The sequence below is a fragment of the Microlunatus sp. Gsoil 973 genome (assembly GCF_009707365.1).
Lineage (GTDB): Bacteria > Actinomycetota > Actinomycetes > Propionibacteriales > Propionibacteriaceae > Microlunatus.
Window position 1 is genome coordinate 2,715,910 of sequence record NZ_CP046122.1, and the last position, 24,069, is coordinate 2,739,978.

Annotated in this window: 20 protein-coding genes, 1 tRNA gene and 1 pseudogene; 4 read left to right on the forward strand and 18 right to left on the reverse strand. The window is 67.6% G+C overall.

The genetic code is table 11. The features are described from left to right. Window positions 1-79 precede the first annotated feature (79 nt). The 4 genes from eno to GJV80_RS12815 form a co-directional block, all read right to left on the reverse strand. On the reverse strand, window positions 80-1,366 hold the full coding sequence (gene eno, locus GJV80_RS12800) for a phosphopyruvate hydratase (RefSeq protein WP_154688228.1): 1,287 nt from the start codon (window positions 1,364-1,366) through the stop codon (window positions 80-82). A 138-nt stretch (window positions 1,367-1,504) separates the two neighbouring features. Continuing rightward, window positions 1,505-1,867 carry a hypothetical protein gene (locus tag GJV80_RS12805; protein ID WP_154688229.1) on the reverse strand — a complete coding sequence of 121 codons (363 nt, stop codon included), beginning with the start codon at window positions 1,865-1,867 and terminating at the stop codon, window positions 1,505-1,507. A 59-nt stretch (window positions 1,868-1,926) separates the two neighbouring features. Then, window positions 1,927-2,631 carry a MazG family protein gene (locus tag GJV80_RS12810; RefSeq protein ID WP_154690236.1) on the reverse strand — a complete coding sequence of 235 codons (705 nt, stop codon included), beginning with the start codon at window positions 2,629-2,631 and terminating at the stop codon, window positions 1,927-1,929. A 68-nt stretch (window positions 2,632-2,699) separates the two neighbouring features. Further along, window positions 2,700-3,242: a hypothetical protein gene (locus GJV80_RS12815; RefSeq protein WP_154688230.1), complete on the reverse strand. Its 543-nt coding sequence runs from the start codon at window positions 3,240-3,242 to the stop codon at window positions 2,700-2,702. A gap of 251 nt (window positions 3,243-3,493) precedes the next feature. Here GJV80_RS12815 and GJV80_RS12820 point away from each other — a divergent pair, with 251 nt between their 5' ends. Both GJV80_RS12820 and GJV80_RS12825 read left to right on the forward strand, forming a co-directional pair. Next, entirely contained in the window at window positions 3,494-3,910 is a 417-nt protein-coding gene (locus GJV80_RS12820; protein WP_154688231.1) for a hypothetical protein, read from the forward strand. A 96-nt stretch (window positions 3,911-4,006) separates the two neighbouring features. Next, window positions 4,007-4,588 (forward strand): hypothetical protein, encoded by a 582-nt coding sequence (locus GJV80_RS12825; RefSeq protein WP_154688232.1) that lies wholly within the window; start codon window positions 4,007-4,009, stop codon window positions 4,586-4,588. Between the two features lie 47 nt (window positions 4,589-4,635). Here the strand turns inward: GJV80_RS12825 and GJV80_RS12830 are convergent, their stop codons facing one another. The 10 genes from GJV80_RS12830 to GJV80_RS12875 form a co-directional block, all read right to left on the reverse strand. Continuing rightward, a complete protein-coding gene (locus GJV80_RS12830) occupies window positions 4,636-5,715 on the reverse strand; it encodes an IS110 family transposase (protein ID WP_154688233.1) in 1,080 nt (359 codons plus the stop codon). Between the two features lie 343 nt (window positions 5,716-6,058). Further along, window positions 6,059-9,667 (reverse strand): transcription-repair coupling factor, encoded by a 3,609-nt coding sequence (gene mfd, locus GJV80_RS12835; protein ID WP_154688234.1) that lies wholly within the window; start codon window positions 9,665-9,667, stop codon window positions 6,059-6,061. Window positions 9,668-10,248: 581 nt separating this feature from the next. Beyond that, window positions 10,249-10,815 carry a hypothetical protein gene (locus GJV80_RS12840; RefSeq protein WP_154688235.1) on the reverse strand — a complete coding sequence of 189 codons (567 nt, stop codon included), beginning with the start codon at window positions 10,813-10,815 and terminating at the stop codon, window positions 10,249-10,251. A gap of 94 nt (window positions 10,816-10,909) precedes the next feature. Beyond that, window positions 10,910-11,260 (reverse strand): hypothetical protein, encoded by a 351-nt coding sequence (locus GJV80_RS12845; RefSeq protein WP_230207646.1) that lies wholly within the window; start codon window positions 11,258-11,260, stop codon window positions 10,910-10,912. A 45-nt stretch (window positions 11,261-11,305) separates the two neighbouring features. Then, window positions 11,306-11,884, reverse strand: coding sequence for an aminoacyl-tRNA hydrolase (gene pth / locus GJV80_RS12850; RefSeq protein WP_154688237.1), 579 nt, complete (start codon window positions 11,882-11,884; stop codon window positions 11,306-11,308). Between the two features lie 53 nt (window positions 11,885-11,937). After that, a complete protein-coding gene (locus GJV80_RS12855; RefSeq protein WP_154688238.1) occupies window positions 11,938-12,561 on the reverse strand; it encodes a 50S ribosomal protein L25/general stress protein Ctc in 624 nt (207 codons plus the stop codon). A 199-nt stretch (window positions 12,562-12,760) separates the two neighbouring features. Further along, window positions 12,761-13,738: a ribose-phosphate diphosphokinase gene (locus tag GJV80_RS12860; RefSeq protein WP_154688239.1), complete on the reverse strand. Its 978-nt coding sequence runs from the start codon at window positions 13,736-13,738 to the stop codon at window positions 12,761-12,763. Next, on the reverse strand, window positions 13,738-15,207 hold the full coding sequence (gene glmU / locus GJV80_RS12865; RefSeq protein ID WP_255455460.1) for a bifunctional UDP-N-acetylglucosamine diphosphorylase/glucosamine-1-phosphate N-acetyltransferase GlmU: 1,470 nt from the start codon (window positions 15,205-15,207) through the stop codon (window positions 13,738-13,740). Before glmU ends, GJV80_RS12860 begins: the two co-directional genes overlap by 1 nt. 63 nt (window positions 15,208-15,270) lie before the next feature. After that, window positions 15,271-15,349 (reverse strand) — tRNA-Gln (locus GJV80_RS12870). 143 nt (window positions 15,350-15,492) lie between these two features. Continuing rightward, window positions 15,493-17,412: a patatin-like phospholipase family protein gene (locus GJV80_RS12875; RefSeq protein WP_154688240.1), complete on the reverse strand. Its 1,920-nt coding sequence runs from the start codon at window positions 17,410-17,412 to the stop codon at window positions 15,493-15,495. 87 nt (window positions 17,413-17,499) lie between these two features. Here GJV80_RS12875 and GJV80_RS12880 point away from each other — a divergent pair, with 87 nt between their 5' ends. Both GJV80_RS12880 and GJV80_RS12885 read left to right on the forward strand, forming a co-directional pair. Beyond that, window positions 17,500-18,027, forward strand: a complete 528-nt coding sequence (locus GJV80_RS12880; protein WP_154688241.1) for a MarR family winged helix-turn-helix transcriptional regulator — start codon at window positions 17,500-17,502, stop codon at window positions 18,025-18,027. 28 nt (window positions 18,028-18,055) lie between these two features. After that, complete coding sequence (locus GJV80_RS12885) at window positions 18,056-19,894, forward strand: beta-galactosidase family protein (protein WP_230207647.1); 1,839 nt, start codon at window positions 18,056-18,058, stop codon at window positions 19,892-19,894. Here GJV80_RS12885 and GJV80_RS12890 read toward each other — a convergent pair. The 4 genes and pseudogenes from GJV80_RS12890 to GJV80_RS24735 all read right to left on the reverse strand — a co-directional run bounded on the left by GJV80_RS12890 (window position 19,851) and on the right by GJV80_RS24735 (window position 24,064). Beyond that, window positions 19,851-21,057: pseudogene (locus GJV80_RS12890) on the reverse strand (low temperature requirement protein A). The gene GJV80_RS12885 and the pseudogene GJV80_RS12890 overlap by 44 nt on opposite strands. 43 nt (window positions 21,058-21,100) lie before the next feature. After that, window positions 21,101-22,030, reverse strand: coding sequence for a 4-(cytidine 5'-diphospho)-2-C-methyl-D-erythritol kinase (locus tag GJV80_RS12895; RefSeq protein ID WP_154688242.1), 930 nt, complete (start codon window positions 22,028-22,030; stop codon window positions 21,101-21,103). Window positions 22,031-22,061: 31 nt separating this feature from the next. Continuing rightward, entirely contained in the window at window positions 22,062-22,910 is an 849-nt protein-coding gene (gene rsmA, locus GJV80_RS12900) for a 16S rRNA (adenine(1518)-N(6)/adenine(1519)-N(6))-dimethyltransferase RsmA (RefSeq protein ID WP_195909342.1), read from the reverse strand. Beyond that, window positions 22,907-24,064 (reverse strand): resuscitation-promoting factor, encoded by a 1,158-nt coding sequence (locus tag GJV80_RS24735; RefSeq protein ID WP_154688243.1) that lies wholly within the window; start codon window positions 24,062-24,064, stop codon window positions 22,907-22,909. The genes rsmA and GJV80_RS24735 overlap by 4 nt, the downstream gene beginning before the upstream one ends. Window positions 24,065-24,069: the final 5 nt, after the last annotated feature.

A 24,069-nucleotide genomic window follows, 5' to 3' on the forward strand; every position in this document is an offset into this window, starting at 1 on the left:
CCTGACCGGCCGGCCGGTGGACGGCGACCGGGTCCGGTGCTGCGCGGTCCTCGCGACGTTGGCATCGGCTCGTCGGACCTCAGCGACCGCTCTGCTGGAAGCGCGGGAACGCCGCCGCTCCGGCGTAGCGGGCTGCGTCGTCCAGGTCCTCCTCGATCCGCAACAACTGGTTGTACTTGGCGACCCGTTCGCTTCGGGCGGGTGCACCGGACTTGATCTGGCCGACGTTGGTGGCGACGGCAAGATCGGCGATGGTGGTGTCCTCGGTCTCGCCCGAGCGGTGGCTCATCATGCAGTGAAAGCCGTTGCGGTGAGCCAGCTCGATGGCCTCGAAGGTCTCGGTCAGGCTGCCGATCTGGTTGACCTTGACCAGCAGCGCGTTGGCGGCGTTCTCGGCGATGCCGCGCTGCAGCCGCTCGACGTTGGTGACGAACAGGTCGTCGCCGACGATCTGCACGCGGTCACCGATCCGGCTGACCAGATTGCTCCACCCGGCCCAGTCGTCCTCGGCCAGCGGATCCTCGAAGGACACGATCGGGAAGTCGTTCAGCCACTGCTCGTAGATCGCAGTGAGCTCGTCGGAGGACAGCTGCTTGCCCTCGAAGGTGTAGACCCCGTCGGCGTAGAACTCGGTGCTGGCCGCGTCCAGGGCCAGTGCGATGTCGGTGCCGAGCGTGAGACCGGCCTGTTCGACGGCGGTGGCGATCAGTTCCAGCGCGGCCACGTTCTGCGGCAGGTTGGGTGCGAAGCCGCCCTCGTCGCCCAGTCCGGTGGACAGGCCCTGCTTCTTCAGCACCGACTTCAGGCTGTGGTAGACCGCGACACCGCTCTCCAGCGCCTCGGCGAAGGTCGGTGCGCCGATCGGCGCGATCATGAACTCCTGGACGTCGACATCGGAGTCGGCGTGCGCACCGCCGTTGAGGATGTTCAGCATCGGAACCGGCAGGGTGTGGCTGTTCGGGCCGCCGAGGTAGCGGTAGAGCGGCAGTTCGGCCGACTGCGCGGCGGCATGGGCGACGGCCAGCGAAACGCCCAGGATGCCGTTGGCGCCGAGCTTGGACTTGTTCGGGGTGCCGTCCAGGTCGATCAGCGTCTGGTCGATCAGCCGCTGCTCGCTGGCGTCGTAGCCGACGATCTCCGGACCGAGCTGGTCGATCACCCCGGCGATCGCCTTGGTCACACCCTTGCCGCCGTAGCGCTGCTCACCGTCGCGGAGTTCGACCGCCTCGAAGGCGCCGGTCGATGCGCCGGACGGGACCGCTGCGCGGCCTTCGGAACCGTCGTCGAGGAGCACCTCGACCTCGACCGTCGGGTTGCCCCGGGAGTCGAGGATCTCACGCGCGCCGACGAACTCGATACTGGCCACAGAACTTGCCTTCCTGATCTTCATGTCACGGGCGAAGGCGTACGCCGTCCGCCGGGGTCCCAGCCTAACGGTGGCAGTTGTTCCGCAGCTGAACGCCATGCCGCGGTGGGGCGGGTGAGGCGACTGGGGCTGCGCGGCTCAGTGGTGACGGCCGCGACGGCCGACGGAGAAGATCCAGTTGACGGCAGCGATGCCGGCCCAGGACACGCCGACGCCCATCAGGCCGACCTCGTGGGCCGAGATCGCCGTAATGGGAATGCCGACGCCCAGCGAGACGATCGTCAGGGCAAGCCGCTGGCCGCGCTCGAGACGTTGGTCCTTCAGTTTGGCCAACTCGATCTGCGTCTGCTGGTCGGCACCTTGACGCTGGTGCCAGACGGCCTGTTCGACCCGCTCAGCGAGTCCGGCGGCGATCTGTTCCTCGTATTCCAGGCCGAGTTCCCGGCGGGCGTTGATGGCCGCAGCAGCCTCACGCTGCGACTCGTACGAGGGCACGGACATGGCTACCAATGTAGCCTCGCGGAGGCCACCGAGGACTGGGGTAAACCCCCGATTTCCACCTAGCTGTCGGGGCTGTCCGGGCTGTCGGCGCTGTCCGGGCTGTCGGCGCTGTCCGGGCTGTCGGGGCTGTCGCCGGTCGCTTCGGCCGCTGTGATCCGCGCCTCCAGGCGCCGTACGGAATCCCGGGCGGCCTGATCGGCGTCGATGCCGTTGGCCTGGGCCTGGGCGACCAGCCGGAGCAGTTGATCACCGACCGCTCGCTGCGTGATGGGTTCGTCGTCCGCTGCGTCGTCCACCTCATCGAGTTGGACGGGAACCGCCCGGGAGCGGGCCCGGCTGATGATCTTGTTCGCCCGGGCGATCGAGCTCAGCTGGTTCGGGATCCCTTCAAGGACTGACCGGCGACCCTTCTCCGCGGCCTTGCGCTTCTCCCACGAACCGTAAAGATCGTCGGGGACCTCGTCGGTGGCGTAGACGTAGGGATGGCGGGCGATCAACTTGTCGGCGATGCCGCGAGCGACACCGCCGACGCTGAATCCTGGGTCGGTCTCGCCGGCGATCGTCGCATGGAAGATCACCTGCAGGAGCAGATCGCCGAGCTCCTCGCGAAGATGATCATGATCGGCGATCGGTGAGTCGTCGGCGGTGCCACGCGGGCCCTCGATCGCCTCGACGACCTCGTAGGTCTCCTCGATCAGGTACTGCACCAGGGACCGGTGGGTCTGCTCGGCGTCCCACGGGCAGCGGGTCCGCAACGTCTGCATGACCTCGATCAGCCGGGCGACCTCGGCGGCGTCGTCGGCCCGATCACCGGCCCTCTGCTGCCCGGAGCTCACTTCGGCCGGTTCTGTGCTTCCTGGGACAGTGATCCGCCTCCGGGGACGACCGCAAGCGACTGCTTGGGGTCCCAGGTGCCGAATCGCGGATTGACCCTGACGTCGGTGGCGGTGATCGCCTTGCCGAACTCTTTGTCCCCGATCGAGCCGCTGACGATCTGGATGTCGGCCAGATCGTAAGCCAATTGGCGGGCCTCGGTGACCTTGAGCACATCGGGGTTGAGCTGCTTGTCCCGATCCGCGTCGGAGATGTGGATGCCGCGCTGCTCGGCGACCTGGTTGGCGACCTCGCCCTGGATCATCACCGACAGCACCTGATCGGGCGTCAACTGGCTGACCTTCTTGGCGCCGTTCACCGTGCTGGTGAACTGGTCCTGGGAGATCGTGGTGTTGCCGACGGTGGCCACCGTGCCTCCGGACTGCGCGCATCCGCCGAGAACGACGGCCCCGCCCAGTACACCGGCGACGGCGATCGACCGTACGGTCCTGCCCGGATTTCGCTTGCGGCCCGGATTCCTCGTCTGGCCCGGATTCCTCATCTGGCGCCTTACTCCTGCTGGTCTTTGCTGCACGACGTTTTCCGGCAGGATCCTACGTCACCCCTACGACCGGAGGATGATGCCGGTCGGACGGGACTTCGTCCTCAGGGGTGAGGACATCCTCGATAGCGGCGACAATGATTGTGCAAGTGTTGGCCTCCCGTCCGTTCGCTCCGCCGAACCCGATGACTGACCCGGCAGCGACCGGTGAGGCTAGCCCTGCACGCATCCGACGGTACGGATTCGCCCGGGTGAGCCAGGCGTACGGCATCACCTTGTTGGCCGCCGTCCTCGGCCTGCCGGTCGTCGGTGCCGGTCTGATCACCACCAACAACTGCCACCTCCGCGGTTATGACTGTGCCGACCGGCTGGCGTACGGGCTGGTCGGGGCGATCGTGCTCGCCGCGGTCACCCAGCTGATGCTGGGGCTGCATTTCCGGCTGGGTTGGGCGTTCTGGATCAGCTGTTCGGTGTTGATGGCCGCCGCCGGGCTGAACATGGCGAACGTTTCGGTCCTGGTCGGCGTCGTGCTGATCGCGCCCGGCGTTGCGGCGTGGGTGTCCGAGCCGCCCAACCGACGGCGCGGTGTGCTGCCGCACTGGGTGCCGCGTTATGCGGTGTTCCTTGCGCTGGTGCTGATCGTCCTGAGTGTCGCACTGCTGTTGTGATCCAGGTGTGACCCAACCGTGGCATGGTTGGGTAAGAGATGGCGTGGTAACAACACTCCGAGCAGGACGATGAGAACCATGCTGATGAGGTCACCCGTGCATCCATCACTGATGCGATGGATGCTGCGCCCGGAACCGACCGGCCGTCGCCGATTCGCTGCCGCGTACCTCAACGCGGCAGCAGGAACTGCCGTGTTCCTGATCATCTTCGGGATCACGATGCTGGCCACCGACAGCTGTCAACGCGATCCGGTCACCGGTGCTGCGTGTCTGGCGGTGTACTTCCGCGGCGTCGTCCTGGCGATCATCGGCGGTCTGCTCGCGACCCTTGGGTTCGCTATCTTCCTCAAACTCGGGCTGCGCTTTGCGATCGGCCTGGTCGCCCTGGCCGCTCCGGTCGTACTGATCATCCAGCTGTTGTCGCTGTCCGGTGTCCATCCGTGGCCGTACGCTCTGGCCGTGCTGGCCGGCGTGCCGGCCGCTGCCGCCTGGTTCACCGGCCGCCTCTTCGCCCCCTCCTCCCCCCACCCGCCGAGGGGTCACAAAATCCCTCATATCAACGGCGTGTCGTGGCGGCTGGAGTCCGCGGGGGTCAGCGAGGTCGCCCGAATCGCCCGGCAGAACGCTGCCGCCGATCAACAGGTCGCCGACACGCCGCACAAATCAGCGGTTTACTGACCCCTCGGCGGAGGGGGTTCGCCGACACGCCGACTCTTCTATGTTTGTCAAGCGGTTGATGGCTCGATCTCGGGCGTGGTGTGGAGTGTCTGGAAGGCGCGGTAGAGCTGGCGGGCGAGGTAGCGCTTGAGGCAGCGTCGGATCTCTTTGGTCGTCCGTCCCTCGGCTCGTCGGCGGGCGACGTAGGCCCGGGTGTCGGGGTCGTGGGTCATGCGGGTGATCACGGCCATGTGTAGCGCCCGGTTGAGTCTGCGGTCGCCGCCGCGGTTGAGTCGATGACGGACGATGTTGCCCGAGGATGCCGGGATCGGGCTGACTCCGGCCAGGGCAGCGAACGCGGCCTCGGATCGGACCCGGCCGGAGTGTGACCAGGCTGCGAGGGCAACTGCGACGGTGACCGGTCCGATGCCGGTCTTGTCCAGCAGGGACGAGACCTGACTGTGGTGGATCAGGTCGGTGATTTGGGCCTGGTTGGCTGCAATCTCTTGGTCCAGTTCGACGACTCGCTTGGCCAGCCGGACGGCCTCGGCCCGGGCGGTAGCCGTGGCGAGGTCTTCGACGCGGGCACGCCATCGGGCGATATCTGCGACCTGTTTGGCGGTGAGCGGCTTCCGCGCGTCGATGCCTAGGCCGACCACACGCACCAGCGCGATCAGTGCGTTGATGGTCGCGGTGCGTTCGGTAGTCATGTGGTCGCGGGCGGTGACCAGGATCTGCAATGCCGCCCGCAGACCATCGCTGCGCGGACGGCGCAGCTGATGCGGGTGCAGAGACAAGACCGCGGCCGCGATCCGGTGAGCGTCCAGCAGATCAGACTTACCGGTGCCATGGTGGGCCCGGGTGTCCATCCGAGCAGCCTCGACCACTTCGTAACCGAACCGGGTCACCGCTGCTGCCAGCCGGGCACCATAGGTGGCCACACCTTCGATCACCCACAAGGTGGCCAGATCACCACCGGTGCGGCGCGCGGCCCACGCGACGGCCCGGTCCATGCCGGCGTCGGTGGCGGGAAACTGATCGGTCGCGATCAGCTCACCGGTCACGGCGACCACGACGGCAAGGGTGTGAGAGCGGGCGTGAGTGTCGACACCCACGACAAACGGATGAGAATACGCGACGATGGTCACGGCGGTGGGACTTCCTTCCAGACAAGACCGACAGGGATCCGGCCGCAAACGGTCGGCGCAGGCCCGGGTGGAAGTCACTTCGGGGCAACACTGTGATGAGTCAGGCCCACCCGACAGGTGGAACCGACAATCTTCTGATCAAGTCACCGAGGTGGAGCCGGGTCAGCGTCGGCCTTCCGCCCTGAACCGGACAAGTCGGCTTGAAGGCACCCCACAAAGGAGCCACACATATCAAGAGTCACGACCAGGACGAAGCGACCGACGCTAACCCTGCCAGCCAGTCCCAGACCAGCCACCACAAGACTCACAGCACAAATCAGGGAATATGTGACCCCTCGGCGGGTCAGGGGAGCAGCACGCTGTTGATGACTTCGGTGCACCACAGCAGCAGTTCGGCATCCTTGATCTGCGGGCCGCCGATCTGCGCCGGGCGCGGCCGCGGGACCAACACCAACCCGGCCTTCTCCTTGATCACGCTGCCCGGGTAGAGCCGCTTCAGCCGCAACTGCTTGGACTCGGGCAACGCCACCGGGGAGAACCTGATGAAGTTGCCCTGGTTGACCACGTCGGTGAGCCCGGCCTTACGGGCCAGGATCCGGAACGCAGCCACCGACAGCAGGTTCTCCACCTCGGGTCCCGGCGTGCCGTAGCGGTCGCTGAGTTCGGCCCGGACCGCCTCGATGTCCTCGGAGCTGCGCACCTCGGCGATCCGCTTGTACATCTCCAGCCGCAGCCGTTCGGACTCGACGTAGTCGGTCGGCAGGTGCGCGTCGATCGGCAGTTCGATCTTGACCTCCGGCTCCGGCTCACCGCTGTCGCCGCGATACTCCGCGACCGCCTCGCCGACCAGCCGGACATACAGATCGAAGCCGACGTCGGCGATGTGCCCGGACTGCTCACCGCCCAACAGGTTGCCTGCGCCGCGGATCTCCAGGTCCTTCATCGCGACCGCCATCCCGGCACCAAGATCAGCATGTGCGGCGATGGTCGCCAGTCGATCATGAGCGGTCTCGGTCAGCGGTTTCTCCGGCGGATACAGGAAGTACGCATAGCCGCGCTCACGACCGCGGCCGACCCGGCCGCGCAACTGGTGGAGCTGCGATAGGCCGAGTACGTCCGCGCGTTCCACCAGCAGTGTGTTCGCCGACGAGATGTCCAGGCCCGCTTCGACGATCGTGGTGCTGACCAGGACATCGGCACGCCGCTCCCAGAAGTCGACCATCACCTGCTCCAGGCGTTGCTCGCCCATCTGGCCGTGTGCGGTGACCACCCGGGCCTCCGGTACCAGCTCGCGGATCCGCCGGGCGACCTTCTCGATCGACTGCACCCGGTTGTGGACATAGAAGACCTGACCCTCACGGAGCAGTTCCCGGCGGATCGCAGCGGTCACCTGCGCTTCGTCGTACGGACCGGCGAAGGTGAGCACCGGATGCCGTTCCTCCGGCGGCGTGGTGATGGTCGACATCTCCCGGATGCCGGTCACCGCCATCTCCAGGGTGCGCGGGATCGGTGTCGCCGACATCGCCAGCACGTCGACATCCATCCGCAGCTTCTTCAACGATTCCTTGTGCTCGACGCCGAACCGCTGCTCCTCGTCGATGATCACCAGGCCGAGGTCGGAGAATTTGATCTTGTCGCTGATCAGCCGGTGGGTGCCGACCACGACATCGATCGACCCGTCGGCCAGTCCTTCCACGGTTGCCTTGGCCTCGGCGTCGGAGGAGAACCGGCTGAGTGCGCCGACCTTGACCGGGAAGCCGGCGTAGCGGTCGGCGAAGGTGTTGTAGTGCTGTTGGACCAGCAGGGTGGTCGGCACGAGCAGCGCGACCTGCTTGCCGTCCATGACAGCCTTGAAGGCGGCCCGTACGGCGATCTCGGTCTTGCCGTAGCCGACGTCACCACAGATCAGCCGGTCCATCGGCACGATCTGTTCCATGTCCCGCTTCACCTCGTCGATGCAGGCCAGCTGGTCCGGTGTTTCGACGTAGTTGAAGGCGTCCTCGAGCTCCCGCTGCCAGGTGGTGTCGGTGGAGAACGCGTAACCCCTGCTTGCCTGGCGGGCGGCGTACAGCTTGATCAACTCCGCGGCGATCTCGCGGACGGCCTTGCGGGCCCGACCCTTGCGCTTGGTCCAGTCCGAGCCGCCCATCCGGTCCAGCGTCGGCGACTCGCCGCCGACGTAACGGGTGACCAGATCCAGTTGGTCCATCGGCACATACAGCCGATCACCGGGCTGGCCGCGCTTGCTCGGTGCGTACTCGACGACCAGATATTCCCGGGTCGATCCGGCGACCTCACGCTGCACCATCTCGATGTAGCGGCCGACACCGTGTTGTTCGTGCACGATCGGGTCGCCGGGCTGCAGCTCCAACGGGTCGATCTGCCGCTTGCGGCGGGCCGGCATCCTGCGCTCGGATCGGTCCACCTGGTGCTGACCGGAAAGATCACCGGTGGTGTAGACGGCCAGTTTGATCTTGTCGATCAGCAGACCGGTACGCAGCTCGCCGGTGCTCACGGTCACGACCTGCGGTTCGGGCTGGGCGGTCAGCTCCTCGATCAGCTTGGCCGGGATGTCGGCCTCACCGAGCATCTGCACCATCCGCTGTGCGGTGCCCTTGCCCTCGGCGACGAGCACGACGCGCCAACCGTCGCGGGCATGATCACCGATCTCGGTGATCGACTTCTCCGCGTCGCCCGGGCGCGATTCCGGGACCCGGGCCGAGACGGTACGGGATTCGACGCCGCTGGTGCTCACCGCCGACGAGAAGTCGATGATCTCGCCCTCTTCGGTACGGATCGGCCCGGACAGCGCGGAGCGGTCCGATGACTCCGGGCCTGCGCTGAACGGGGAAAGCGTCCACCAGGCCAACCCGCGATCGATGGCATGCTCGCGGATCTCACCGAGTGGCCGGTAGGCCGACGAACCGAGATCGATCGGTGCCTTACCGCCGCCTGCGGCCGCCGCCCAGGATGCGCCGAGGAACTCCTCACTGGTCTTGACCAGATCGGCGGACCGGGTGCGTACCAACTCCGGGTCGGCAACCAGGATGTGAGTGCCGACCGGCAGCAGATCGATGAGCAGCTCCATGCCGTCGACCAGGGCCGGCGACAGCGATTCCATGCCCTCGACCGCGTGACCCTGGGCGATACGCTCGAGCATCTCCGACAGTTCGGGATGATCATCCATCAACTGCGCGGCACGTTGCTTGACCTGATCGGTGAGCAGCAGTTCCCGGCACGGCGACGCGGTGACCTCCTCGATCACCTCGTCGGAGGATCGCTGGTCCGCGACGGCGAAGTAACGGATCTCGTCGACGGTGTCGCCGAAGAAGTCGATCCGGACGGGGTGTTCCTCGGTCGGAGGGAAGATGTCGACGATGCCGCCGCGGACGGCGAACTCGCCGCGCCGCTCCACCAGATCGACCCGGACATAGGCGGCGTCGACCAGTGCCTGGGCAAGGTCGCCGATGTCGAAGTCCTCCCCCTTGCGCAGGTGGACCGGCTTGAGATCTGCCAGGCCCTTGACCTGCGGCTGGAGAACGCTCCGGATCGGAGCCACGACCACCTTGAGCCGGGTGTCGCCGAAGTCCTCGGGGTGCACCAGCCGGCGCAGCACCGACAGCCGACGGCCGACGGTGTCGGAGCGGGGACTGAGGCGCTCGTGCGGCAGGGTCTCCCAGGCCGGGTAGTAGGCGACTTCCTCGGGGCCAAGCAGGCATTGCAGCGTCTCGGTGACGTCCTCGGCCTCGCGGTAGGTCGAGGTGACCAGCAGCACCGTCGTGTCGGCGCCGCCCCGTTCGGCCCGGGCGGCCAGCGATGCGGCGAACAGCGGCCGCATCGGCGGCGGCATGGTCAGATCGAGCGCGTTGACGGTATGCGAGCGCGCATCACCGACGGTCTCGGAGATGGTGGGTTCTTGGAGAATGAGATCAATGAGTCCCGCAAGGGTCACCAAAACAGCCTACTCCGTACGTTCTGGTGAGTACGTTCTGATGGTCCTATGCCACATTCTGCCGCGGCCGAGGCCTTCGACGAACTCGCGGGCGAGTCGACTGGGCATGCGCGCGGGCCGTTCCGTTTCCGGCCGAGGACGGATCGGCCGACCTGCTGCTCTGCGCGTCGACGCTGCACTTCCTGGGTCTGACCGCCTTCGCCGACTGGGTACGCGTCCTGCGTCGGGCGGGATCGCCGCCTTCACGCTGCCGTAGGGTGATCGATTCCGCCCGGGTCCAGCGTTCGCCGGGTTGCTGCCGTCGCCGGACCGGCGGATCGCCCTGCCCCGCTCCGCGGCGGAAGTGGCCGCGGCCGGATGGCCCGGATTCGACACGGTCAGGGTCGTCCCGGACCGGCGGGGCGTGCTGTTCGTTGTCCGGAAGCCCTGACAGCACGCGGACACCGACGACGTCGGCACCACGCATGACGACGCCGACGGGGGCTCTGCAGCCCGTCGGGGTCGTCGTCCCCAGGGGACCGCTACGTCGGATCAGGCGGCCCTGGTCTCCTCGGTTGTCGCGGACTGCCGCGGTCGTCGGGTCAGAACTCGACGCACCAGTTCGGCGCGCGGCCGACGTTGCTGACGTAACGCGCCGACACCCACTGGTGATTGGTCGTCCAGTACCAGATCTTGTTGCCGTCGATGTTCTGTGCACTGGCCTTGCAGATGATGTCGACCCCGGCGCCCTTGGCGTAGGACCCCGCACTCGCATCGGCGGTGTTCGGTGCCACCCGCCGGGTCACCGTGGCCGTGGTCCGGCCGACGAACCGTTCGTCGTTCCCGCACCAGCCCGGAGCGCTGCCGATGTTCTGGATATAGCGGGCGGACACCCACTCGGGCGAGTCGCTTCCCGGCAACAGATACCAGCGGTTGTTCCCGTCGACGTTCGTGCCGGTGACCTTGCAGGACAGCGGAATGACCTTGCCCGGCTTGATCGAGCCGACCGACTTGGCATGGGTGCTCGGTGCGTGACGGACGACCAGGTTGGTCTTGGAGATCACCTTGCCGTCGCCCCCCGCCGCCGAGGCAGGAGCCGCTGCCCAGGCGATGGATCCCGCCGCGACGGCCAGTGCGGCGGCGGATGCTCCGATGAATTTCTTGATCATGATTTCCCCCGTTCGGTGGTGACAACTCCTCCTTGTGTTGTCCCGACCGACGTTAGGCGCCGCACGGATCACCGCAGACACCCGAGGGTCACGATCACCTCACATCCGGCTCACCGATCCGTGACGACTCCGCCCGCCGCAGGTCGAGGGCCTCGATCCAGTGCACGGCAACGGCTGCGGTCTGCACCAACTCTGCGCGCAGCCGGTCGGGGTCGTCCTCGGCCATCGCCTCGCAGAACTCCTCGTACAGGATGTGTTCCCAGGTTCCGAGACCGCGAGCGAAGGCAGCGTCACAGCGCTGCTTGGCGAACTCCGCCGTCAGCTCGGGCACCATGTTCAACCCGTACGCCGCCCCGGTGCCGTCCGGATGGTTCTGTTCGCCCCAGCGGGCATCCTGGCGGGCGCGTTCGTCGGCGATCTCGGCCAACACATCGTGCAGCGACATGGCGGCCAGCATCGCAGACCGAGGTCAGCCGACCGCACCGGCGGGTCAGGAGTTGAAGGCGCTCTGGGTGCGATCCAGGCCGTTGATGATCAAGGACTCCACGGCGTCGGCGGCGCGGGCGATCTGGATCTCCACGTCGTCGCGCTCCCGGGCAGGAAAGTTGCTGAGCAGGAAGTCGGCAGGATCCTGGCGACCGGGCGGGCGGCCGACGCCGACACGGATCCGGTAGTAGTCCCCGGTGTTGAGCGACTTGCGGATCGACTTCAGGCCGTTGTGGCCGTTGTCGCCGCCGCCGTGCTTGACCCGCATCCTGCCGAGATCAAGATCAAGTTCGTCGTGGACGACGATCAGCCGGTCCGGTTTGATCTTGTAGTAGGCGGTGGACTTGGCCAACGCCGCACCGGTGTCGTTCATGAAGGTGCGGGATTTCAGCAGCACCAGCCTGGCGCCGTCGCTCCCCGGCGGACCGAGCCTGCCCTCGGCGATCTCGGCCCGCATCCTGGCCGGTGCGGAGAATCTGCCGCCGATCCGGCGACACAGCTCGTCGACCACCCGGAAGCCGATGTTGTGGCGGTGCATCGCATAGCCGGGGCCCGGATTGCCCAGGCCGGCGACGAGCCACATCGGTTTCGGCTTCCGGATGGTCGACTGATGATCTTGGCTTGGTCAGCCCCAGCTCAGGACTCGGATGCGTCCTCGGCGGCAGCTTCGGCGGCCTCGGACCCACCCTCGGCGCCCTCGCCCTCGGCCGGTTCCTCGGCCTCGACCCGGGCCGCGGAGACGCTGACGATCAGGGTCTCGGGATCGATCGCCAGCGTGGTGCCCTCGGGAAGCGACACGTCCTGGGCCAGGATCTGGGCGCCGGCCTCGAGGCCCTCGACCGAAACGGTGATGCCCTCGGGGATGTGGGTCGCCTCGGCCTCGACCGCGATCTCGTTGCGATCGACAACGACGATGGTCTCCGGCTGGGCCTCACCCTCGGTGTGAATGGTGACGTCGACCGTGACCTTCTCACCGCGGCGGACGATCAGTAGGTCGACGTGCTCGATGAATCCCTTCAGCGGATCGCGCTGGACCTGCTTGGGCAGCGCCAACCGGGAGTCGCCGTCGACGTCGATGGTCAGCAGCGCGTTGTGCTCGCGGAGCGCCATCAGGGTCTCGTGGCCCGGCAGGGTGATGTGAACGGGATCCGTACCGTGCCCGTACAGGACAGCGGGGATCTTGTCGGCACGACGAATACGGCGGGCTGCACCCTTGCCGAATTCGGTACGCAATTCGGCGGTGAGCTTGACCTCGGCCACGGAACTAACTCCTCGAACTCAAAGATGTGTGTGTCTCGGCGTGCCCGGGAGGATGGACAGCCGGCATCACAGAGCGCGATGCAGCAGAACCCAGTCGATCACGGTCGATCCGACCCTCGCCGAGGCAACCGTCACAGCCTAGCGAATCGCCCCCACCGACACCAATCCGTGTCGCCGGACCCCCGGGCGCGTCCGCGGATCAGGAGTGCCCGTTGAAGAGCGAGGTGACCGAGCCGTCCTCGAAGACCTCCTGGATCGCCCGCGAGATCAGCGGCGCGATCGACAACACCGTGAGCTTGCCGAACTGGCGTTCCGCCGGGATCGGCAGCGTGTTGGTGACGATCACCTCTTCGAACATCGAGTTGGTGAGCCGATCGATGGCCGGGCCGGAGAGCACCGGGTGGGTTGCCGCGGCGATCACCGACTTCGCGCCCCGGGCGATCAGCGCTTCGCCGGCCTGGCAGATCGTTCCCGCGGTGTCGATCATGTCGTCGACCAGCAGGCAGACCCGGCCGCGGACGTCGCCGACCACTTCGTGGACCGCAACGGTGTTGGCGACGTTCGGATCGCGACGTTTGTGGATGATGGCCAGCGGTGCGCCGAGCTGGTCGCTCCACATGTCGGCCAACCGGACGCGGCCGGCGTCCGGGGAGACGATGGTCATCTCCGCGCTGTTGTACTGGCTCTTGACGTAGTCGGCGAGCACCGGCAGCGCCCACAGATGATCGACCGGTCCGTCGAAGAATCCCTGGATCTGGGCGGCGTGCAGGTCGACCGACATGATCCGGTCCGCGCCCGCCGTCTTGTACAGGTCTGCGATCAACCGGGCGGAGATCGGCTCCCGTCCGGCGTGCTTCTTGTCCTGGCGGGCGTACGGATAGAACGGGGCGACAACGGTGATCCGCTTGGCCGACGCCCGCTTGAGCGCGTCGACCATGATCAACTGCTCCATCACCCATTCGTTGACCGGAGCGCAGTGGGACTGGATGACGAACGCATCACTGCCGCGGACCGATTCCTCGAAGCGGACGTAGATCTCGGAGTTGGCGTAGGCCAGGGCACGGGTCGGGACCAGTTCGACCTTCATCAGGTCGGCGATCTCCCGTGCCAGCTCCGGATAGGCCCGCCCGGTGAACAACATCAGGTGCTTGTTGTTCGGCTTGAGCACTCCGGTCATCAGTGGTCTCCCCTGTCGCTGTCAGCAGCTGCCTCGGCCGCCTCAGCGGTCCTGGTGCCAGCCCGGTTGCGTAGCACCCAACCAGACGAATTGTGCTGCCGGCCCCGGGCGATGCCGAGTTCGCCTGCAGCAACATCATCGGTGATCGCCGAGCCGGCCGCCACATACGCGCCGTCGGCAATCTGCACCGGAGCGACCAGGACCGTGTCGCTGCCGATGAAAGTGAACCGGCCGACGCTGCTGTGGTGCTTGTCGACACCGTCGTAGTTGGCGAAGATCGTCCCGGCGCCGATGTTGGCGCCCTCGCCGATCTCGGCGTCCCCGGCGTAGCTGAGATGGGGCACCTTGGCGCCCCGCCCGATCTTGGCGTTCTTGGTCTCGACGAAGGTGCCGATCTTGCCCTCGGCCTCCAGCACGGTGCCGGGCCGGAGATAGGCGTACGGTCCGACGTTGGTCCTGGCGCCGATGACAGCGAGGGATCCATGGGTCCGACAGACGGTGGCGTCCTCACCGATCTCGACGTCGCGCAGTGTGGTGTCCGGCCCGATCACCGAACCCGAGCCGACCACTGTCGCGCCCTCCAGGCTGGTCCCGGGCAGCAGGGTGACGTCGGGAGCGAGGTCGACGTCGGCGTGGATCCAGGTGGTCGCCGGGTCGAGGATGGTGACTCCTTCGAGCATCCAGTGTTCACAGATGCGGCGGTTCAGTTCCCGGCTCATCGCGGCCAGCTGGACCCGGGTGTTGACGCCCTCGACCTCCCAGAGATCCTCGGTGACGTAGGCGCCGACCCGATGGCCCCGCTGTTGGACGAGGTCGGGAAGGTCGGTGAGGTAGTACTCGCCCTGGGAGTTGGCGGTGGTCAACCGGGACAGGCCGTCGACCAGAGCAGCCGCGTCGAAGACGAATACGCCGGAGTTGATCTCGTCGATGGCCCGCTCGTCCTGGGTGGCGTCCTTGTGTTCGACGATCCGGACGACGGCCCCCGTCCCGTCCCGGACGATCCGTCCGTAGCCGGTCGGATCGGGAACGTGGGCGGTGAGCACTGTCACCGCGTTCTGCTCGGCCCGATGATGACCGACCAGGCCGTGCAGCGTCTCTCCGCTCAGCATCGGGCTGTCGCCCATGGTCACCACGATCTCGCCCTGCAGGTCGCCCAGGACCTCCACCGCGCAGCGCACCGCGTGCCCGGTGCCGTAGGCGTCATCGGTCTGCCGGACGATGTGGACGTTCGGTGCGATCTGGGCCAGTGCCGGCTCGACCTGATCGGCCATCACTCCGACCACCACGAGCAGGTGTTGTGACGGGACCGTCTCCGCGGCGTTGATGGCGTGGGCGATGAGTGGACGACCGGCGATGTCGTGAAGCAGCTTGGATCGTGTCGACTTCATTCGGGTGCCGCCACCGGCGGCCAGGACGATCACCGCTGCGACCGGCTCCGTCGGACTGATCGACTCGGAGGATGTGGTCACCCGAACTCCTCTGTGATCGCTGCCTGCGGCTGTCCTCCCCGCGCCGTCGTGGTCGCGGGTCTGCTCCCCGGGTAGGAGTCGAACCTACGTCGCTAATCCTGATTCAAAGTCAGGCGGGCCCTGCCGACAGACCAACCGGGGATCGGCCAATCGCAAGAACCGGCCAGGCACCAAGGTTACGCATTCGAGATGCCGTGTCGCATCCTGGCACCCTCAGCCCGCCCACGGCGAGTCGGGGCCGCGCCGGGACCGGTCGACAACGGCGGATCGCTGGTCCGCCACACCTCAGATCTGCGGCATCCGGCGGATCACGCCGACCGGCACCGGGCGGCTGGTGAGCGCGGCGAGCGCCTCCGGATCAGCGTCGGTGACCACCTGCGCCAGCCGCTGCATCAGGCCGTCGATCTCCTCGGCGAGTGCCCGTTCCTCGGCCGAACTGAACGGGAAGCTGGGTGGGTCCTCGGCCAGCGCATCGTCCAGCACCGCCCGCCCTCGGCCGTACGAACCGGCCCAGGCGGGAAGCACCGACAACAGCGCCCGGAAGCGTACCCATCGGTGGTTGTCCCAGCCCGTCATCGTCGGATGGCCGTCGACGATGGGCGGGTAGTGCGGTTGGCTGAACTGGTCCGTGATCGCCCGCGCCGCGTACTCGCCCCGCTCGGCCAGTCGCTGGATGGTCTCCTCGCTCATCGCCAGGTTGATGCCGCCCTCCCGCTTGGTCTGCAGCACCCGGACGATCCGATCGCGGAAACCGGGAAAGTTCAGCTGGGTGGTGTCCTGCCAACTGCTGGAGGAGGTGTAGATGGCGCTGAGGAAACCGGCGATGGCGCCGAACCCTCGGCTGGACCAGCTGGCGATCTTGGGTGCCAGCCCGTCCCGGTTGCCGTGCGCCCATTCCACGTTGCCCGCCTCGTCGGTGGCCGGGTGGGCACCGGGCGGGAAGGACTGCAGATTGATCGCGAACGACGGTCGGGTGGGCAGCGCGGCGTCGAAGATCTGCACCGGGAAGTTGCTGGACAGTCCGCCGTCGGAGAACCAGACCTTGACGAAACGCCGCGGACCGGTCGGGTCGAGGCGCGGGTCCGGGCCCTGTTCGGTCCGCTCGATGACCCACAACGGGACGGCGGAGATCACCAGCGGCATGCTCAGTGACATCCGGACCGCGACGATCACCGGCAGGTGTTCGGCATCAGGCAACCGGCGCAGCCCCGGGGAGTGTTCGATCGCCCGGTCGCGGTCGGCGTGCCAGGCCGCCGGTTCGGCGTCCTCGGGAGTGCGCGGCTCCGGTGCCGCCTCCAGGACGTCCATCACCGGCCGTGGGAAAAGTCGGCGCCATTCGTTGACGTCATAGAAGAACCGGCTTGCCGCGAAGGGCAGCTCGTAGGGCCGGGACTCGCTGAGACACGTGGTCATCACCCGCAGGTCGACGGCACGGCGCTGCGGATCGGTCAGCGCCTCCGCGATCGCCTGGTGCAGCAGCCCGGGATCGGCGTCCGCGCCGGCGGTCCACAACTGGCCGAAGGTCAACGGCGGACCCTCAGGGTCCAGCCCCGCGGCGGTGTTGATCTTGGTGTGCAACCAGTCGGTCAGCGCCGGCTCCGACCCGGGACGGGTCAGCCCGGTGCACATGCCGAAGGAGTTGTCCGGCACGTCACGGGTCAGGTTGACCAGAATCCGCGCGATCAGCGCCGAGGGAAGCAGGCTGATCAGCAGCAGGCCGCCGAAGACGATCGCCAAGGGTCCCGCGCCGAGGGCGCCGATCAGGATCAGCGCGACGCCCGGCGACGCTCCGGCCACTGCGGTCACGGGGTAGCCGCGGATCGCCGCCGCCAGCGCCCCGGCGATCCGGCTGCGGGGAGACCGTCCGTCGGGACGGTCGCCGCCGGTTGCGGCAAGCAGCACCTCGAGCAATGCCCCGGTCGAGGGTTCGGGCTGGAAGAGGCGCCGCAGCCGGCCGTTGCCCAACTCCTCGGGAATGGTCTGGAACAGGTCGAAGCCTCCGCGGCCGGTCGACCGCCCGTACTCGGCTGCTGCGGCGACGCCGGCAGCCATCGCCCCCGCTGACGTGCCGCCGATGCCGCGCAGTCGGTACCGGGAGGCCAATGCGGCCAGGGCTCGGGGATAGATCACGCCGGACGCCGTGCCGCCCTGCAGCACGACGTCACACTCGGCGGTCGGGAACGGCGAGGAGGAGCTGGTGGGCATGATGCATCCTTACCTGGCGCCGGCCGGAACCGTCGAGTGACCTGCCGATGGAGTCTCGACGTCAAGAGTCTTGATTAGAATCCCCGCATGTCCGAGGACGAGGCACCGGCGGGTGCGGCCCCGCGCGACGAGGTCGACAGCCTCGTCCAGGCCTGGGCGCGGGAGCGGCCGGATCTCGATCCGTCACCGATGCAGGTGCTGTCCCGGGTCACCCGGCTGGCCCACTACCTGGACCGGCACCGCCGGAGGGCGTTCGCCCGGCATGACCTGGAGCCGTGGGAGTTCGACGTGTTGGCGGCGCTCCGCCGGTCCGGTGAGCCGTATCAGCTCAGTCCCGGGCAGTTGCTGCGGGAGACCATGGTCACCTCGGGCACGATGACCAACCGCGTCGATCGTCTCGTCGCTCGTGGTCTGGTGACCAGGACCGATCATCCCGACGACCGGCGCGGTGTACTGGTCCGGCTGACCCGGATCGGCCGGGAGGCGGTGGATGCGGCGATCAGCGATCTGCTGACGGCCGAGCAGGAGATCCTGTCGGTGCTCCCGTCGGCGCAGCGGGACCAGCTTGCCGAGGCGTTGCGCCAGTTGACGGCTCCGTACGAGATCTCGGGCTGATTCCCCGGGGGATCGCTACGCTCGCGCTGTGACCCAGAGCCGCGTCGAGCTGACCATCGACCAAGATCGTTTTCTGCGCAACGGCATACCGCACCAGATCATCTCCGGTGCCGTGCACTACTTCCGGATCGCTGACCGACTGTGGGAGGACCGGCTGCTCCGGGTGAGGGCGCTGGGCTGCAACACCGTCGAGACCTATGTCGCCTGGAACTTCCACCAGCCGTGGGCTGACCGGCCCGCCGACTTCACCGGGATGCGCGACCTCGGCCGGTTCCTCGACCTGGCGGCAAGCCTCGACCTGGACGTCATCGTCCGGCCCGGGCCGTACATCTGCGCCGAGTGGGACAACGGCGGCTTGCCGGCCTGGCTGTTGGCCGATCATCGTGCGGCCAGGGCACTACGGACCAGCGATCCGGCCTATCTTGATCATGTCGACCGCTGGTTCGACCAGCTGCTGCCGATCATCGTCCGCCGGCAGGCCGATCGGGGCGGCCGGGTGATCAGTGTCCAGGTGGAGAACGAGTACGGCAGTTTCGGCGATGATCACCAGTATCTGGAGCATCTGCGCGACGGGCTGATCGAGCGCGGTGTCACGGTGCTGCTCTTCACCTCCGACGGTCCGAGTGAACTGATGCTCTCCGGCGGGACGCTCCCCGACACCTTCGCCACGATCAACTTCGGCTCCCGACAGCAGGAGGCGTTCGGCCTTCTGGCGCGGGTCAGACCGGGCACACCGGGAATGTGTATGGAGTTCTGGAACGGCTGGTTCGATCATCACGGCGAGCCACATCACACGCGCACCGGCGACAGCGCGGCCGACGAGCTCGCCGGCATGCTGGCCGCCGGCCGTTCGGTCAATCTCTACATGGCGCACGGCGGCACCAACTTCGGACCATGGGCCGGCGCGAACGCCGGACCCGACGGCCGGCTGCAGCCCACCGTCACCAGCTACGACTACGACGCGCCGATCGCCGAGGACGGCCGGCTGACCGGAAAGTTCCATGCCTTCCGCGCCGTGATCACCGAGCACACCGGCACGCAGCCGCCCGAACCGCCCGCCGAGCCGTTGGTGCAGCCGGAAGCCACGGTGACCGTCGGTGGCTTCGTCGGCCTGCACCGGATCCTCGATCATCTCGATGCCGTACCGGCGCCCGTGCCCGACAGCTTCGAACTGCTCGGCCTGCACCACGGCGTGGTGCGCTACCGGACCACGATCGCCGGGCCGATCAGCGGACGGCTCTCGGTCACCGGTCTAGCCGATCTCGCCGAACTGCGGTTGGACGGCGAACTCGTGGGCCGCCTCGGCATCGCCGGCCTCGACCCGGGGTTCGCCGACGCGGCGTCGCAGCAAATCGCCGTCGACGTCGGCCCGGGTGATCATGATCTTGACGTCACCGTCTGGTCATTGGGTCGGGTGAACTTCGGGCCGTACCTGGGGACCGGCAAGGGTGTGTCTGGGATCAGGCTGGAACATCAGCAACTCTTCGGCTACGAACAGTCCGCCCTGGATCTCACCGAGCTTCCTGATCTTGGTCAGTGGCGACCGAACGGGTCCGGACCGGGTTTCCACCGCGCCGTGGTCGAGGTCGAGGAGGTTGCTGACGCCCATCTGCACCTGCCCGGCTGGCAGCACGGCTATCTCTACCTGAACGGCGTCAACCTCGGCCGCTACTGGAATCCGGCCGGCCCGCAGCAGACGTTGTACGCCCCGGCACCCTTCTGGCGGGCGGGTGAGAACGAGTTGGTCGTGCTGGAATTCGGCGAGCCCGGTAGGGACATCGTCCGGCGCAGCACCCCCTGCTCGGCTGACCGGCCCGCGGGGGTCAGTGTTCGGTTGCTGCCAGCCCGGCCAGCGGGATCTCGATGATCAACAGCAGCACCAGGACACCGGCGACGATCAGCTCCGCCCCGGGCAGCACGGTGGCGAGCAGCACCAGGAGGATCGCCACACCGAACGGCACCGTTGTCCGCCAGGAGCTGTCGTGGAAGCGTAGATGCAGGGCCCAGATCATCGCCAACAGCACGGCGACCGCAACCGTGATCAACGCCGCCGACGCGACGGCGTCGATCTCGCGATCGTGCCGGTAGTCGATCCGGGCGTCCAGTCCGGCACCGATCGCGGCCGTCGCGGCGAAGATCAGGTAGTGCCCGTAGCCCCAGACGAAGGAGTGGGTTCCGCTCTCCCGGCCCTCCAGGTGGCTGCCGGCGCTGCGGGAGAAGTACAACCACCACAGGCTGAAGACGATGCCGACACCGGCGCCCGCGACGATGAGCACAGACCACGGCGCCTCGGCCCGTCCCGGTTCACCTGCCGCACCGGTGATCAGGCCGGAGGAGTTGAAGGCATCCTGGATCGAGTTCAGGGTCGAGAAGATCACTTCGCCGAGAACGATGATGTAGAAGAGGCCGTACCGTTCGGCGACATGGTGCGGATGCCAGGTGGTCGGCGTCGCATGCTCGGCCCACAGCGGGACGGCGATCTCGACCAGCACGAAGAACGGAAAGATCATCGGGACAGCCGACGCAGGGAAAGCCAGCAACGAGACCCACAGCAGCTGGGCGAAAGCGATGCCGACCGCGTACCGTCGGCAGGCCACAGCATGCACCCGATCATGACGGGCGGCGCGCAACCACTGGATCACCAGCGCGACGCATGATCGCGTAGCCGATCACCACCAGGGTCAGCCGGTCGTCGAACATCGCCGGCACGCCCGCGGCGATCACCAGTGAGCCGACGATCTGCAGGATCGTCAGCAGCCGGTAGAGCACATCGTCGTTGTCGTAGGCCGAGGCGAACCAGGTGAAGTTCAGCCAGGTCCACCAGATGGCGAAGAACGCCATCAGGAACCCGACGACACCGTGGCCGATCTCGCCCTCGGCCACGAAGTGGTGCAGCTGGGAGGCCGCCTGGGAGACGGCAACGACGAAACAGAGATCGGTGAGCAGTTCGAGATTGGTCGACACCCGCCCCTGCTCGGCGGGATCGCGGGGAGTCAGGCGTCTGATCAACCGACCGGCCGGGGTCTGCATGGACGCACAGCCTACGGAAAGTCTTGTTGGGCGTCAGAACAAGTCAGGTGGGAAGGACACGGGCGCCGGTGACCGGTCCGGTGACATAGCGGGCTGATCGGCACAGTCCCGAGGCGGACAGCGCAACAGTCAGATCGACGGCGTCGGCCTGGCTCGCAACGAGAAAGGCGACCGTCGGGCCGGAGCCGGAGACGACGACCCCCAGTGCCCGATACTCCTCGGCCGCCTCGACCAGCTTGCGCAGCGACGGCATCAGATCAAGTGCGGGCGCCTGCAGATCGTTGATCAACTCCCGGCCGAGCTGCTCGGCGTCACCGTTGCGCAGCGCGTTCATCAGTCCGGCCGACACCTCGAACGGATCCGGCGGCGTCGGCCCGAGCTCGTCATAGCGGCGATACACCGCCGGGGTGGGGAGGCCGCCGTCGGCGAAGGCCAGGACCCAGTGATAGTTGCCCCGGGCCAGTGCCGGTGCGACGCTCTCCCCGCGCCCGCTGCCGACCGCCGTACCACCCAGCAGGGCGAAGGGGACGTCCGAGCCGAGTTCGGCAGCCAGCGGCAGCAGGTCCTGATGGTCGAGGCCGAGCCCCCAGAGCAGCGAGCAGGCAACCAGGGTCGCGGCGGCGTCGGCGGACCCGCCGGCCAGACCGGCGGCGACCGGCACCGCCTTCTCGATCCGCAAGGTCACGCCGAGCGGTTCGCCGATCTGGTACGCCAGCAGACGGGCGGCGCGGTGGGCGAGATTGTGATCATCGGCCGGCACCTGCTCCGCCCCCTCACCGGTCACCCTGACCTCGATCACTCCGGGATCGGCAGGGCTCGCGGTGACCTCCTCGTACAGCGAAACGGCCTGGTAGACCGTGGCGAGCGGATGAAAGCCGTCCGGCCGTGGACGACCGACCCGGAGGGTCAGATTGATCTTGGCGGGCGCCCGCACGCGGACAGCCAGCGGACCGGGGAGGATCGGCTCAGCCACACCCGCGAGCGTATCGGGTGGGGCGCGGGCGTCATCGCTGCGACGGGAGCAGCTCGGCGATCCGGGCGAACTGCTCGACGGTCAGTGTCTCGCCACGGGCGGTCGGGTCGACCCCGGCGGCCTCCAGTGCCGTGCTTGCGGCGGCCGAGGATCCGGCGAGTCCGGACAGGGCCGCACGCAACATCTTGCGGCGCTGGCCGAACGCGGCGTCGACGACGGCGAACACCTGGCCGCGGGTGGCCGTCGTTGCAGGCGGGTCGATCCGCTCGATCGCCACGAGCCCGGATTCGACGTTCGGAACCGGCCAGAACACCCGCGGTGGCACCGATCCGACTCGCGCCGTGTTCGCGTACCAGGCCATCTTGACCGACGGCACGCCGTAGATCTTCGATCCGGGTCGGGCGACCAACCGGTCGGCGACCTCGGACTGCACCATCACCAGTCCGCGGCCCCAGCCGGGGAAGGTGGCGAGCAGGTGCAGCAGCACCGGTACCGAGACGTTATAGGGCAGGTTCGCGACGACGATGGTCGGTTCGGCGGGCAGTTCGGTGACCCGCATCGCGTCGGCCTCGACGACATCGAGTGCGGCTGCCCGGTCGGCTGCCCGCGCTGCGACGGTGGCCGGAAGTGCGCCGGCCAGCAGCGGGTCGATCTCGACCGCGACCACCCGGCCGGCGACCTCCAGCAGCGCCAGGGTCAGTGATCCGAGGCCGGGCCCGACCTCGAGGACCGTGTCCTCGGGCCGTACGCCGGCCAGCTGGACGATGCGCCGCACGGTGTTGGCGTCGGTGACGAAATTCTGGCCGCGCTGTTTGGTCGGCCGCAGGTCGAGCCGGGCGGCGAGTTCGCGAACAGCTGTCGGGTCGAGCAGCCGGGTCAGTAGACGCCGGCTTTCTGACTGCAGACCGGCCAGGCTCCCCAGCCCTGCGCAGCCTGGACCCGCTCGGCGACGGCGATCTGCTGCTCGCGGCTGGCGTCCTGCGGCATTCCGCTGCCGCCGTAGCCACGCCAGGTGGACAGGGTGAACTGCAGTCCGCCGTAGAAGCCGTTGCCCGTGTTGATGTGCCAGTTGCCGCCGGACTCGCACTGGGCGATGCGGTCCCAGACACTGCCCGATGCGACGGCGGGCGCGCTGCCGCCCGAGCTGGCTGAACCACCCGAGTTGTTACTGGAGTTGTTACTCGAGCTGCTGGCCTGCTTGGGCTGCTTCGTGCCCTGCAACACGACCTGATCGACCGGCTGCTTGGTGATCTTGCTCGAGACCAGCTTCCGGTCGCCGCGCTGTTCACCGTTGACCAACGTGATCTTGTAGACCTTCGTGCGGACGCCATCGACGCCGGCGACCTTGGTCCTGCGATGTCCTTGGGTGAGCTTCTTGGTGTTCCGGTAGACGATGTCGAAGTCGACCGACCTGGTCCTGGTGATCTTCTTCGTCTCGTAGGTGGTGACGGTGATCTTGGTGTTCGGATCGAGGGAAGCGTCAAGATCCTGCGACACCTTGTCGTCGCTGTCGACCTTGATCTTGGCCGCGTGAAGCGCCTCACCGACCGTTGTCGCCGTCGTGGTGAGCGTCTTCTTCTTGCCGGCCACGGTGATGGTGATGTGCTTGGAGGTGTTGACGGTGAAGTCCAAGCCCTGCCGGCCGATGGTCTGGCTGCGGCTGGTGGACAGGTCGGCGCCGTCGCTGTCGATGCCGGCCAGGTTCATCGCTTCGCTGACCGAACGGGCCGTCGTCCAGAACGTCTTCTTCTGTCCGTCCAGATCGATGCTCACCTGGCGGCCGTAGCGGACGGCGATCTCGGTGCCTTCGGTGAGCTTGGTGTCGGGACCCGGTGCGACCTCGTCATGCGTGCCGACGGCGATTCCCCGCGACTCGAGCAGTCCGTCGACGGTGCGGGAGAACGTGTTGACGGTCTGCTGGTGTCCGTCGATCGACAGGGTCACCTGTTTGTCGGCGGTTGCGTAGGCGAAGGTGCCACCGGAAGCTACGGCGGCCACTGCCCCTGCGACCACGACTGGGATGATCTTGCGCACGTCTC

What these genes read in the sequence shown, in the direction of transcription:
- GJV80_RS12860 (WP_154688239.1), bottom strand. Translation starts at nt 13,738, where the DNA reads ATGACCGGAGTGCTCAAGCCGAACAACAAGCACCTGATGTTGTTCACC.
- GJV80_RS12840 (WP_154688235.1), bottom strand. Translation starts at nt 10,815, where the DNA reads ATGATCAAGAAATTCATCGGAGCATCCGCCGCCGCACTGGCCGTCGCG.
- GJV80_RS12805 (WP_154688229.1), bottom strand. Translation starts at nt 1,867, where the DNA reads ATGTCCGTGCCCTCGTACGAGTCGCAGCGTGAGGCTGCTGCGGCCATC.
- GJV80_RS12880 (WP_154688241.1), top strand. Translation starts at nt 17,500, where the DNA reads ATGTCCGAGGACGAGGCACCGGCGGGTGCGGCCCCGCGCGACGAGGTC.
- pth (WP_154688237.1), bottom strand. Translation starts at nt 11,884, where the DNA reads ATGTGGCTCGTCGCCGGCCTGGGCAATCCGGGCCCCGGCTATGCGATG.
- GJV80_RS12845 (WP_230207646.1), bottom strand. Translation starts at nt 11,260, where the DNA reads ATGTCGCTGCACGATGTGTTGGCCGAGATCGCCGACGAACGCGCCCGC.
- GJV80_RS12815 (WP_154688230.1), bottom strand. Translation starts at nt 3,242, where the DNA reads ATGAGGAATCCGGGCCAGACGAGGAATCCGGGCCGCAAGCGAAATCCG.
- GJV80_RS12875 (WP_154688240.1), bottom strand. Translation starts at nt 17,412, where the DNA reads ATGCCCACCAGCTCCTCCTCGCCGTTCCCGACCGCCGAGTGTGACGTC.
- GJV80_RS12810 (WP_154690236.1), bottom strand. Translation starts at nt 2,631, where the DNA reads ATGCAGACGTTGCGGACCCGCTGCCCGTGGGACGCCGAGCAGACCCAC.